Annotated in this window: 14 protein-coding genes; 8 read left to right on the top strand and 6 right to left on the bottom strand. The window is 46.8% G+C overall.

Going from position 1 to position 11,865, the window contains the following annotated elements:
- Positions 1-20: 20 nt before the first annotated feature.
- From MHH91_RS19000 to MHH91_RS18990, 3 genes are all read right to left on the bottom strand, one after another.
- Positions 21-575, bottom strand: a complete 555-nt coding sequence (locus MHH91_RS19000; RefSeq protein ID WP_014471174.1) for an HAAS signaling domain-containing protein — start codon at positions 573-575, stop codon at positions 21-23.
- A complete protein-coding gene (locus MHH91_RS18995; RefSeq protein ID WP_014472348.1) occupies positions 576-851 on the bottom strand; it encodes a PadR family transcriptional regulator in 276 nt (91 codons plus the stop codon).
- Positions 852-1,151: 300 nt separating this feature from the next.
- The gene (locus MHH91_RS18990; RefSeq protein WP_014472347.1) at positions 1,152-1,925 is read right to left on the bottom strand and encodes an RsfA family transcriptional regulator; all 774 of its coding nucleotides are present in this window, start codon (positions 1,923-1,925) and stop codon (positions 1,152-1,154) included.
- Between the two features lie 203 nt (positions 1,926-2,128).
- Between MHH91_RS18990 and MHH91_RS18985 the strand changes: the two genes are divergently transcribed.
- The 3 genes from MHH91_RS18985 to MHH91_RS18975 all read left to right on the top strand — a co-directional run bounded on the left by MHH91_RS18985 (position 2,129) and on the right by MHH91_RS18975 (position 4,356).
- Positions 2,129-2,353 (top strand): DUF1450 domain-containing protein, encoded by a 225-nt coding sequence (locus MHH91_RS18985; protein ID WP_003151034.1) that lies wholly within the window; start codon positions 2,129-2,131, stop codon positions 2,351-2,353.
- A 161-nt stretch (positions 2,354-2,514) separates the two neighbouring features.
- The gene (locus tag MHH91_RS18980; protein ID WP_014471170.1) at positions 2,515-3,816 is read left to right on the top strand and encodes an HD domain-containing protein; all 1,302 of its coding nucleotides are present in this window, start codon (positions 2,515-2,517) and stop codon (positions 3,814-3,816) included.
- A gap of 39 nt (positions 3,817-3,855) precedes the next feature.
- On the top strand, positions 3,856-4,356 hold the full coding sequence (locus tag MHH91_RS18975; protein ID WP_014471169.1) for a YwgA family protein: 501 nt from the start codon (positions 3,856-3,858) through the stop codon (positions 4,354-4,356).
- Positions 4,357-4,420: 64 nt separating this feature from the next.
- Here the strand turns inward: MHH91_RS18975 and MHH91_RS18970 are convergent, their stop codons facing one another.
- Positions 4,421-5,800: an APC family permease gene (locus MHH91_RS18970; RefSeq protein ID WP_014471168.1), complete on the bottom strand. Its 1,380-nt coding sequence runs from the start codon at positions 5,798-5,800 to the stop codon at positions 4,421-4,423.
- A gap of 379 nt (positions 5,801-6,179) precedes the next feature.
- Between MHH91_RS18970 and MHH91_RS18965 the strand changes: the two genes are divergently transcribed.
- Positions 6,180-6,599, top strand: a complete 420-nt coding sequence (locus tag MHH91_RS18965) for a MarR family winged helix-turn-helix transcriptional regulator (protein ID WP_013353962.1) — start codon at positions 6,180-6,182, stop codon at positions 6,597-6,599.
- 38 nt (positions 6,600-6,637) lie between these two features.
- On the opposite strand, the gene MHH91_RS18960 is transcribed toward MHH91_RS18965, so the two are convergent.
- A complete protein-coding gene (locus MHH91_RS18960) occupies positions 6,638-6,826 on the bottom strand; it encodes a 2-hydroxymuconate tautomerase (RefSeq protein WP_003151042.1) in 189 nt (62 codons plus the stop codon).
- Positions 6,827-6,930: 104 nt separating this feature from the next.
- Between MHH91_RS18960 and MHH91_RS18955 the strand changes: the two genes are divergently transcribed.
- From MHH91_RS18955 to MHH91_RS18945, 3 genes are all read left to right on the top strand, one after another.
- Positions 6,931-7,590, top strand: coding sequence for a site-2 protease family protein (locus MHH91_RS18955; RefSeq protein ID WP_014471167.1), 660 nt, complete (start codon positions 6,931-6,933; stop codon positions 7,588-7,590).
- Between the two features lie 12 nt (positions 7,591-7,602).
- Entirely contained in the window at positions 7,603-8,124 is a 522-nt protein-coding gene (locus tag MHH91_RS18950) for a YwhD family protein (RefSeq protein ID WP_013353960.1), read from the top strand.
- A 143-nt stretch (positions 8,125-8,267) separates the two neighbouring features.
- Positions 8,268-8,699 carry a hypothetical protein gene (locus MHH91_RS18945; RefSeq protein ID WP_013353959.1) on the top strand — a complete coding sequence of 144 codons (432 nt, stop codon included), beginning with the start codon at positions 8,268-8,270 and terminating at the stop codon, positions 8,697-8,699.
- 24 nt (positions 8,700-8,723) lie between these two features.
- On the opposite strand, the gene MHH91_RS18940 is transcribed toward MHH91_RS18945, so the two are convergent.
- On the bottom strand, positions 8,724-10,796 hold the full coding sequence (locus MHH91_RS18940; protein ID WP_013353958.1) for a transglycosylase domain-containing protein: 2,073 nt from the start codon (positions 10,794-10,796) through the stop codon (positions 8,724-8,726).
- 199 nt (positions 10,797-10,995) lie between these two features.
- Here MHH91_RS18940 and speE point away from each other — a divergent pair, with 199 nt between their 5' ends.
- Positions 10,996-11,826 carry a spermidine synthase gene (gene speE, locus MHH91_RS18935; protein WP_013353957.1) on the top strand — a complete coding sequence of 277 codons (831 nt, stop codon included), beginning with the start codon at positions 10,996-10,998 and terminating at the stop codon, positions 11,824-11,826.
- Positions 11,827-11,865 lie beyond the last annotated feature (39 nt).

The following is an 11,865-nucleotide window of genomic DNA, read 5'->3' as shown; positions in this document are numbered from 1 at the left end:
CGATTAAAATGAGAGCAATGCTATACCACATTTTTCGATTCAATGGTTTCCCTCCTTACAACGCTGACATTCCATTTGAAATAGCGTAAAAAGACACGGAATATCAGCTTCGAAAGATCAAATCCGGCCATAAACACCGCCATACCCGCTCCAAGGACAATACATCCGTTAAAAATGGCTGTAACAATCGGTACTTTCACAAGAAGAAAGAATGACCCGGTTATCAGCATTAGCCCGATCGCCATCAAACTTAACACCGTAACAGAGGCAAAAAGAAACGGTGTCAGCACAACCATGAAGTTAAACAGGCTCATGCCTAACAGCAGGCCGAATGCTTTGAAAAAGGAGCGCCATGTTTTCTGCTCCTGGGCATCATTGATGAAAATATCAGCTTTTAAGGTGCGCGCAAGTGTTTTGGGATCTCCTAAATTGTTGGCGATTTGTTCGTCGCTTTTTCCTTCAGCACCGCCCATTTGGAATATTTCGCCGATATCCGCGAGTATCTCTTTTTGTTCAAGTTCCGGCAGATCTTTTATTTCCCGCCGGAGCTGTTTTAGGTATTGGTCTTTAAACATTCAGTTTCCCTCCTTAATGATGTTGTTCACTTTTTCGGACAGATCGAGCCATTCTGCTTTTAATGTGTGATAGTAAAAGGCGCCTTCTTCTGTTACTTTGTAATATTTGCGTGACGGGCCTTGATCTGAGTCTGCTGTATATGTTTTTAAATAATTATTTTTTGTGAGTCTCCGTAATATGGGGTAGATGGTGCCCTCCGACACAGGGAACGTTTCACTTATGACCTTGATTAATTCATAACCATATAAATCTTCATAAAGAAGCAGAGATAACACACAAAGTTCCAAAGCTCCTTTTCGTAATTGGCTATTCACTTTACTATCATTCCCATCATATCTAATAATTGTATTATTTATACAGTGTATTGCACAGTAGTTAATTGATCAATAATTCCCAAGAACCATTTAGGATGAGGAATTGAATCTTTATGCTTATGTACGGACGGGGACTGAGATGCGCAGGCCTTGTGGAAGAAGGCCCCTCGGACAATATTTACATTAATATAGATCAGCATGCGCGTCATTGACAAATGACAAAAACCCCTTTTTCCGTGATAAGGAAAGGGGGTTTTGCCGTTATTCGGCCATTTTTTCTAAGTTGCCGTTCCGATCCATTTTAAAGGACGGGGAGGCGTGTTCGTCTTCTTCAAATAAAACTAGTTTTCTGGCTCTGTTCATAATTTTAACCAAGGTTTCGTAGTCTTCCTGAATGGTTTTTTGATCTTTTTCAAGTTTTTCGACAGCCGCTTCCAGCTTCTCGGTTTTAGACTGCAGTTCTTGGTTTTCCCGTTTTAAACGGTCATTTTCCATTTGCAGGGCAGAGGTTTGCTTTCCGCTGCCTTCATAGCTCTGCAGAAATTGAATGACGTCTGCCATTGTAAGCTCAGTTGTTGGGCTCGGCTGCTGTGGCGCCAGCAAATGTGATAAACTAGCTAACTCTTCCTTGAAGCTTTCATCGACATAAGGCATATGTTCGCCGGACATGACGGCTTGCGGCTCATCTTTTGGCGCTTCTGTTTGAACCGTCTTTTCGGCTGCGGTTTCTTGAATGATATCCGAATCCGGTGCAGGCGGCTGATATAATAATTTCTTCTTGGCCGGCTGGCCGTTGCCAAGCGCGCGCATCCGCTGTTTCCGCTGTTTTTTGGCGAGCTGAAGCGCTTTTTCGTATTGATGGCGGACGACGGCATTCCATCTGAATCCGCATGCTGCCGATGTTCTGTTTAATTTATCGCCTACCTCTTCAAAGGCGTTAAGCTGCGTGCTTCCTTCCCGAACGTGCCGGAGCACGGTTTCCGCAAGCAGCAGATCATTTTCCTCTGACCAGGCGTCCTGTCTTTGCTTTGTCAATGTTCTCAACCCCCAATAATCTTGATGGTATTAGAATGTCCAGATTGGAAAATATTTATACAAATTGGCTGAAAGAATGAGAGATACGCAGAGCCTTGCAGGATAAGATGAATCCTTGTACAATGGAATGTGATGTGATTTTTTTCGTTTTTAAAAATTAAGAATTAACATAGAGGAACATTGAATGAAGGGAAGCGTACATCATGGCTAATGAATTCCGAGTGTGTGATGATTGCCAAGCCACCAATATTAAAACATTGCTGCCGCGTTTAAAAGAAGCTGATCCGGATGCAAAAGTGGAGGTCGGCTGTCAGTCATATTGCGGGCCCGGACGCAAAAAATCGTTTGCTTTCGTAAACAACCGCCCGCTGTCTGCGCCGACTGAGGACGAGCTGATTGAGAAAGTGAAAAAGAAGATCAAAAAGTGAATTTGTGTGTTTACGACAGCCTCGCCCGATGGGTCAGGCTTTTTTGCTTCAAAAAAATCAGTTTCGGAAAACTGGAACAAAACGCCGGACAAATTCAAGGATGTTTTCAAATGATTGAGCCGATATAATAGAATCACGGCTAAAAAAAAGAGGGAATGACGATGGCGTATCCAAATGGAAAATTATCAGAAGAAAAAGTGTTTAAAGATCCTGTTCACCGCTATGTTCATGTGCGGGACAAGCTGATCTGGGATTTGATCGGCACCCGTGAATTTCAGCGGCTGCGCCGGATCAAGCAGCTCGGTACGACGTATTTGACGTTTCACGGCGCGGAACACAGCCGTTTTAACCATTCTCTCGGCGTCTATGAGATTGTCAGAAGAATGGTTGACGATGTCTTTAAAGGGCGTCCTGAATGGGATGACAATGAACGCGAACTCTGTCTCAGCGCAGCGCTTTTGCACGATTTGGGGCATGGGCCGTTTTCGCATTCCTTTGAAAAGGTTTTTCATCTGGATCATGAAGATTTTACGAGGGAAATCATTCTCGGCGATACTGAGGTGAATCAGGTTCTCAGAAAGGCGGGTCCGGGATTTGCGCAGGATGTTGCTGAAGTCATTGCCAAAACATACAGAAACAAACAGGTGGTCAGCCTGATTTCGAGCCAGATTGACGCCGACCGGATGGATTACCTTCAGCGGGACGCGTACTATACGGGCGTCAGCTACGGACATTTTGATATGGAACGGATTTTAAGGGTGATGCGTCCCCGTGAGGACCAGATCGTCATTAAGCAAAGCGGCATGCATGCCGTCGAAGACTATATTATGAGCCGCTATCAAATGTACTGGCAGGTGTATTTCCACCCTGTGACGAGAAGCGCTGAAGTCATTTTGACGAAAATTCTCCACCGTGCGAAGCAGCTCCATGAAGAAGGGTATATCTTCACTCATGCTCCCGTTCATTTTTATTCCATTTTTGAAGGGAAGCTGACGCTTGAGGATTATCTGAAGCTTGATGAAGCAATTATTTTGTATTATTTCCAGGCTTGGGAGGAAGAAGAGGATCCGATTCTGTCCGACTTGTGCCGCCGGTTCATTAACCGCCAGCTGTTTCAATATGCCGAATTTAACCCGAATGAAGAAATGTCGGCTTATTTTGAGCTGACCGCTCTGTTTAAAGAGGCGGGAATTGATCCCAATTACTATTTGGTGGTCGATTCTTCATCGGATCTGCCGTATGATTTTTACCGTCCGGGTGAGGAAGAAGAGCGTCTGCCGATTCATCTGTTAACGCAGAACGGCCAGATAAAAGAGCTGTCCAGGCAGTCCGCCATTGTCGAATCCATTTCGGGCAAACGGCGGACGGATCATAAGCTGTACTATCCGATGGACCTCATTTTTGACGATTCAGAAAACCCTGAAGCAAAATTAAAAATCCGGCAGCTGCTGGGACTGACATAGAAGGATTTTGGTAAAGAAGGAAAAGGAGATGTCGGGAATTTGTTGAAAGAACATGCAAAACTGATGAAGGTGTTCTCGGATTCTGGAGAAATCATCGGGCGGAAAAAGCTGCAGAAAATCATTTATATCGCGAAGAAAATGCAGTATCCTTTCTACGAAAAATATGATTTTCATTTTTACGGCCCGTATTCCGAAGAACTGACGCTTCGAATTGAAGAGCTGTGCAATCTTGGGTTTCTGGATGAGGTGAAGGAAAAAAAGGGCGGCTACTTTCAATACCGGTACTCGCTGACGGAGACGGGAGCCGAGTTTTTACATCATGCGGAGCTTACGATGCCGGATATGAAGAATTACATCGACAGCGTCAACAGCCGCTCATCCCGGTTTCTGGAGCTGGTGTCCACGATTTTGTATTTTGACGGCCTTGAAGCAGAGGAAAAGAAAGAGAAAGTGTTTACGATAAAAAGCAAACAGAAATATACTGATGAAGAATATGAAGAGGCGCTTCACTACATAGAAGAGCTGAAACACATTTGTTAAAGGCGATGGCTTTCGTCTTTTTTTATGCAAAAACCAGGCCGCAAAAAAGCGGGCCTGGTTTTATTTATTTTCTCAATTTGCTGTGCTTGTACGAATATAAAAAGTAAACGATTACGCCGATGATCAGCCAGACGATAAAATAAAGCCATGTTTTCAGCGGCAGATTGACCATTAAAAACAAACAGCAGATAATGGCCAAAATCGGCAGAACGGGTACAAACGGCACTTTGAATCCCCGAGGCAGATCCTTATGGGTGCGGCGAAGGATCAGTACGGACAGACTGACCATGGCGAATGTCAATAATGCGCCGATGTTTGAGAGATCTGACAGCTCTTTCAGGTTAACAAAACCCGCAATAAATGCGCTTGTCAGGCCGATCACCCACGTATTAAAGATCGGAGCTCCCGATTTCTTTCCGACAATCGTGAAAACTTTCGGCAGCATCCCGTCTCTTGCCATTGCCAGGGATATGCGGGTCGCCGCATATGTATGGGCGAGAACGACGGCCATCAGCCCGATCACCGCTCCGGCAGCGATAACGCCTGCCACCGCGTTTTGTCCGACAGTCTGTAATACATAAGACATGGCTTCCGGCACATTAAGCTGTGAATACGGAACCATCCCGGTCATGACGAGACAGACAATGACGTATACTAATGTACAGATCACCAGTGAACCGATAATACCGATCGGCAGGTTGCGCTGCGGTTTTTTGACTTCTTCAGCCGAAGCGGAAATCGCGTCAAACCCGAGAAACGCAAAAAAGACGGCAGAAGCCCCCGTGATCACGCCTTTGATTCCAAAAGGCATAAAAGGATGCCAATTGCCCGGCTTCACAAAAAAGCTGCCTGTGATGATAAACAGCAAAACAATTCCGATTTTTACGAGAACCATTATATTATTAAATGTTTTGCTCTCTTTGGATCCGCGCGACAGAACGACCGCAATTAGTAGAGTAATGATGATGGCAGGAAGGTTGACGATGCCCCCCTGGCTCGGCACGTGCAGCAGACTGTCCGGCAAAGGCATGCCGATTTCGGCTAACAGATTATTGAAATAACTTGACCAGCCGCTTGCCACCGCAGACGCCGTCACCATATAAACGGATAAGAGCGTCCAGCCCATTAAATGGCCGATAATTTCCCCCATGGTGGTGTAAGAGTAAATATAAGCGCTTCCGTAAACCGGGAGAACAGAAGCGATTTCGGCGTAACATAATGCTGCAAGACTGCAGACAACGGCTGCAATGATAAAAGAAAAGATAACGGAAGGCCCGGCATTTTTCGCGGCCGTAATGCCTGTAAGGACCATGACGCCCGTCCCGATGACGGCGCCGATGCCCAGTAATGTTAAATCAAATCCACCCATCGTTTTGGCAGTCTGCCTGTTTCTGCTTTGTTCAAGCAGCTGGGTGATGTCTTTTTTTTGTAGGATATTCCGCAACACGCATCCCTCCATCCGAAAGCAAAAGCCGAGAGGAACTCTTTGGCTTTTACCCGTGTCACATCTTCTGTGTAATCAACAATCCTGTGTTCTGTTTCCCCGTTTGTTCCGTTTCTTTCCCATCATATTGTCTGTCGCATCAGATCAGTCTTTCCGTCAAACGCAGTCACCCTTAATGATTTTACCTGAATCATGTCTATAAAACCAGCATTGCATAAAAGGGACTGGTGAAAAAAGAGGGAGACAAAAGTCTGTACAGGGCAGGATAAAAGTTGCGGGTGTTCCGACCGGAATTTTGACTTTCTCCGTAAGGTATCAGTAAAATGTAATAAAAACAATTAAATGATGATGGATGCATCTTGAAATGGGGAGTTTCTGCATGAAGCACGATAACTTGCAAGCAAATGTACTGGATTACGCTCTCACAAAATACTTAAAGAGCACGAAAAAACTTGATGAGGCGACAATTCCGAAGAGTATAAACAATATCAGAGGATTTATTCTCAGGATTATTTACCGGCACGGCACGTGCACGATTAAAGATATATTGCAGGAAGTCACATTATCGCCTTCCGCCACGACCACCGCTCTCAATCATTTAGAAAAAGAAGGGTTCGTGGAAAGGTCGAGAAATAACGAAGACCGCCGCACAGTGTGGATGACGCTTTCCGAATCAGGGAAAATGGCAGCCATGCAAATGATTGAAAACCGGCAGCTGCTGATTGACGAGCTGTTCGAAGCATTGACAGAGGAAGAAAAGAAAACCTTTTTCAGCCTGGTTGAAAAGGTAGTGAAATAAGCCGGCTTGCGTACAGCAGCGCCGGCCTTTATCAAGGATTACTCCGTGTCGCTGATCCGTTTGCCGGCGACGGCGTAATGATCCTTTCTCATTTCTTCAATCATGACAATGATTTTTTCTTCGGCTGCGCCTGTCGTTTCTTTTACGGCTTCTGTTACTTTTTCAACCAGATTCCGTTTTTGTTCATCTGTGCGGCCTTCAAGCATTTTAACGGTTACGAGCGGCATGGTGCTGTTCCTCCTTTTCGTTTCCTCTCTTTGGAAGAGAGGTCACTTATAGTATACTGAACGGAGGACAATCTTGCATTTTTAAAAAAAGGGGATTTTTACACTTGGACAGATTTTTATATTATCCGCTGGAGCTTATGCCCTATGTCGTGATTACGCTGATCGTGGCATTTACGATGCACGAACTGGCGCACGCATATGTCGCGTATCGGTTCGGTGATGATACGGCGGCGAGACAGGGAAGATTAACGCTCAATCCGATTAAACATCTTGATGTTTTCGGAACCATTCTTATTTTGGTCGCGGGCTTCGGCTGGGCACGGCCGGTGCCGGTGAACCGCCGCGCCTTTAAAAGACCGCGGCTGGCGGGAGTGCTGGTTTCCGTCGCCGGGCCTGTAAGCAACCTGCTTCTTGCCTTTATCGGTTTCTTTTTGCTAGTGTTGATGCATGCTTACGGAATGGAGCTGCTTTCGGCATTCAGCATGGGGCTTGACCGCTTTTTCTCTATTTGGATACAGCTGAATCTCGCGCTGTGTTTATTCAACCTGCTGCCGCTTCCTCCGCTTGACGGCTACCGGATTATTGAGGATCTCGTGCCGCCGCGGGTGCGCGCCAAAATGACTCAATTTGAGAGCTACGGGATTATCGTGTTCCTCGTGCTGTTTGTGACACCGGTCGGCTCCTATGTCGTGTGGCCGCTGTTAAGCGAGGGGAGAGACTGGATTCTCAGAGTATTTGCCATTATATTTCAACCGCTTTTGTAGGAGGGTATTTTCATGGAAGAAGGAAAAAAGAAGAAATCAATCGGGTTTAATATCATTAAAAGTGATCCGACCGACGGACATGGCGGTTTCGGCGCCGGATCGCTGAGCCTTGACAATATTTCTCCGGTATTTGTCGATGTGGAAGAGAAGGAAGCCTTCGTCGATATCGGCGCCATGCACGCCCGCAGTGTCGTGGAAAAAGGCATCAAATTCCTGCCGAACAAGGATGAAGTGCCGAACGGAAAACCGTACTGGCTCGTATGGGTCACCATCGACAGAAAAGAAGAAGGCCCTTATTACGCGGGTGTGACGGCTTGTGAAATGACCGTGGACAGAAGTATCCGCAGAGGCTATAAGTCATTGCCGGAGCATGTGAATTTAATGGATAAATCAATGAAGCGCCGCATTATCGTGGACAAAATGGATGACAGCTCAAAGCGGGTGCTCGCTGAATTTTTGCAGAAGCATGACCAAGGGCTCTGGGACCGTTCATCCGATGAATTGAAAACGGGTCTGCTTCCGGAAGAAAAATAATTTGTGAACTTTTTGTGAACTTTATAAATATTTGCACTATTTCGCAATTGTACTGAGTAAACTGTTGTTACAGAATCAGGACATGGAAAGTCCCGAGCCGAACCAAGACTCGGGGTTTTTCATGTTTAAGCGGAGGTTTCATCATGTTCACCGTATTTGACATCGGTCCTTGGGTCATTGAGGCGGATGCGGCGGAAACGAGAAAACAACACGAAAAACCATGGGACGATCGATGCGATTGCGCGAACTGCCGGAATTTCTCCGAGGCGATGAATCTCCTTCCCGCCGAGAAAACAAGATTGTTTACACAGTTTGGGATTCGTCCGTCTGTCTGTCACGACGTGGGGGAGATCGGAAAGGAAAACGGCCTGCATCATTATGCGGGCAGTTATCCGATTGTCGGCCGCCTTGGCGAAGGCTGGCCGAAGTCTCATATTGAGAAGGCGGGAGATATCCGCTTTTCGTTTTCTTTGCCGAGTACAAGGTTTTTTATACCGAAGGATTTTCCTGATCCTATTATTCATCTCGACTTTTCACTTTTGCTCCCATGGGTGCTTGAGGAAGATGCGGATTAAAGCCCGGTGCGCGATGCACCGGGCTTAGTCTTTTTTGCCGAGCCACTTATCCCACCATTTTTTTTGCCGAGGTTCTTTACGGGCGGGGGCGTGTTCCTTCTCTTTTTTAGACGGTTCCGGACCGAAGCACACATCCGCGGGCTCTGTGCCTGCGATAAAATACGTATAATGCTTTGCGGCGCATCCTGGTCCTGATGTGTAGCCGGAAGCGGGATCAATGTAGACGCCCGTGACGCCCTTCGGCGGTTTAAACGCCATTTCCGGTTCTCCTTTGAGCGCTTTCTCCATAAAATCCGCCCAAATGGTCTTCGCATAGCTTTTTTCCTCAACTGAATCAATCGTGCTGCTTTTGTCATAGCCTGTCCATACGCCGGCAGCAAGAGCGGGATTAAAACCGATCATCCAGCTGTCCGCGCTCGTCGTGCCCGATTTCCCGCCGTAGGTTCGGGTCAGCCTGTCTGAAATGGTGCGTCCTGTGACGGAAGTATAGCCGTTTAAATCCTTATCAAACATGCCAGTCATCATGCTTGCCGTTACAAAAGCTGCTTTTTTATCAAGAACCTGTTGATGCCTGCGCGGCTGTTCATACAAGACGTTGCCGGCGGTATCCGTCACTTTTGTGATAAATGAAGGGGTGATTTGTTTTCCCCCGTTTGCGAGCATCGCGTAGGCATTGACCATTTCAATCGGGCGCACGGGTTCAGTTCCGAGCGCCAGAGACGGAAGGGGCTTTAAATGCTCGCTGATGCCGAATTCCTTCGCCGCTGACACGAGCTTATTCATGCCGAGAAAGAGATGGGTCTTCACGGCATAAATGTTGTCTGATAACGCAAGCGCCTGAAGCAGGGTAATCGGTTTATTGGCGTAGTAGCCGTTGTAATTGCTTGGAGAATAGGTGTCTCCGTTGTCGTCAATCTGGAACTCTGTTTCTTCGCTTTTCATCAGCGTGACCGGTGTAAAGCCGCTTTGAATTGCTTTGTAGTACAAAAGCGGCTTGATCGTGGAAGCCGGCTGCCGTTTCGCCTGTGTCGCCCGGTCAAACGGGCTTTTTTCGTAGTCACGTCCGCCGAGCAGCGCAAGCACGCGCCCTGTTGCCGGATCAATTGCGGAAAAGCCGACCTGAATGTCAGAGCCGGTACGGATCGTATGTGCCACAGTGTTTTCTGCGATCCGCTGCATGCGCTTATCAAGCGTCGTATAAACACGAAGCCCGCTCGTTGCCAGCTGTTCGCGCGTCATGCCGAGCTTTTTCTCAAGTTCTTTCATCGCATCATCGTAAAAATAAGGCGCCGTTTTCGCCGCGGTTCTGTTTTTCAGCGGCTTGTAGGCAAGCGGGGCTTTCTTAAGGTTTTCCGCTTTTGCTTTTGATATCATTTTCTGTTCGGTCATCAGTCGAAGAATGGTTTTCTGGCGCTGTTTGGCTTTCTTTTCGCTGATATAAGGCGAATAGCCGGACGGGCCTTTCGGAATGCCCGCCAAAAGCACGGCTTCCGCATCGTTCAGATCTTTGGCGTGTTTGCCGAAATACAGGCGGGAGGCGGCTTCAATTCCGTATGCGCCGTGGCCGTAATATATCGTATTTACATAACCTTCTAAAATCTCGTTTTTAGAATAGTTCTGTTCAAGGCGGATCGTGTAAAATGCTTCATTCCATTTTCGTTTCCATGTCTTATCATGCTCAAGGTAGAGATTTCTCGCGTATTGCTGGGTAATGGTGCTGGCGCCCTGAACCTTGGCCATTGCCTTTATGTCAGCAAGCGCGGCGGCGGCCATCCGCCGGTAATCAAAACCATGGTGGCTGTAAAAGTTTTGATCCTCTACCGCAATGGCGGCCTGCACCGCTATCGGATTGATATCTTTCAACCGGACCCAGTAGCGTTTTTCCCCGAAATCGGTCTCACCCAGCTTTGAGCCGTCATTTGCATAAAGAATCGTAGACTGAGGAACCCGGACGGAGGGGGCTCCCTGCCATTTCGCTGCAAGAAGAATGGATGTGAAGCAGACGCCGGCCAGCATTCCGCCCATCAATGTCAGAAAGATGCAGGCGCGGATGATTTTGAACGTGATTCTGAGCTGTTTTCCAGATACTTTATCCACTTTTGGGAACCCCCTTTTTCATGATTCTATTATTATGTGAAAAAAGGGGGTTTTTTAAACATCGCAAGCCGGACACATCTTTACTTTTTCCCTCCCATCCTCTATACTTTTTCCTTAGGTGAAAATGAGATTTTAACCGGAATAAAAGCGAAACAGACGCTTACAATAAATGAAATAAGCCTTGAAAGGGAGATGACAATTGAGCGAGCTTTGGTATACGGAGAAGCAGACGAAGAACTTCGGCATTACATTAAAGGTGAAACAAACATTACATACGGAACAGACTGAATTTCAGCATCTGGAAATGGTGGAGACAGAAGAATTCGGCAACATGCTGTTCTTAGACGGAATGGTCATGACTTCTGAAAAGGACGAGTTCGTCTATCATGAAATGGTTGCGCACGTACCGTTATTTACACACCCGAATCCGGAAAACGTCCTCGTTGTCGGCGGCGGAGACGGCGGCGTCATCAGAGAGATTCTGAAGCACCCGGGCGTAAAAAAAGCGACGCTTGTCGACATTGACGGCAAGGTCATTGAATACTCTAAAAAATTCCTTCCATCTATTGCGGGCAAGCTGGATGATCCGCGCGTAGACGTGAGAGTCGATGACGGCTTCATGCACATCGCGAAATCAGAAAATGAATACGACGTCATTATGGTTGATTCAACAGAACCGGTCGGACCGGCCGTCAATCTGTTCTCAAAAGGTTTCTATGCCGGAATTTCCAAGGCGTTAAAAGAAGACGGCATCTTCGTCGCGCAGACGGACAATCCGTGGTTTACACCGGAGCTGATTACAAACGTACAGCGCGATGTGAAAGAAATCTTCCCGATCACCCGTCTGTATACGGCTAATATCCCGACGTACCCAAGCGGTCTGTGGACATTTACGATCGGTTCTAAAAAGTATGATCCGCTTGAAGTGGAAGACAGCCGTTTCTTTGATATCGATACGAAGTATTACACGAAAGAGCTTCACAAAGCGGCATTTGTTCTTCCGAAATTTGTGAGCGACTTAATTAAATAAAAACGTACGGCGCAGGAGCGAATCTTGCGCTTTTTTACA

The sequence above is a fragment of the Bacillus sp. FSL K6-2819 genome, from assembly GCF_038008305.1.
GTDB lineage: Bacteria > Bacillota > Bacilli > Bacillales > Bacillaceae > Bacillus > Bacillus amyloliquefaciens.
This window is presented reverse-complemented; position numbering and strand designations above follow the sequence as displayed.

Bases quoted from the DNA above. Each gene is read 5' to 3' on its own strand.
- MHH91_RS18960 (WP_003151042.1), bottom strand. From the start codon at position 6,826: ATGCCGCTCGTAACCGTTAAAATGCTTGAAGGCCGCACAGATGAACAA.
- MHH91_RS19000 (WP_014471174.1), bottom strand. From the start codon at position 575: ATGTTTAAAGACCAATACCTAAAACAGCTCCGGCGGGAAATAAAAGAT.
- MHH91_RS18945 (WP_013353959.1), top strand. From the start codon at position 8,268: ATGTTCACCGTATTTGACATCGGTCCTTGGGTCATTGAGGCGGATGCG.
- MHH91_RS18965 (WP_013353962.1), top strand. From the start codon at position 6,180: ATGAAGCACGATAACTTGCAAGCAAATGTACTGGATTACGCTCTCACA.
- MHH91_RS18980 (WP_014471170.1), top strand. From the start codon at position 2,515: ATGGCGTATCCAAATGGAAAATTATCAGAAGAAAAAGTGTTTAAAGAT.
- MHH91_RS18985 (WP_003151034.1), top strand. From the start codon at position 2,129: ATGGCTAATGAATTCCGAGTGTGTGATGATTGCCAAGCCACCAATATT.
- MHH91_RS18950 (WP_013353960.1), top strand. From the start codon at position 7,603: ATGGAAGAAGGAAAAAAGAAGAAATCAATCGGGTTTAATATCATTAAA.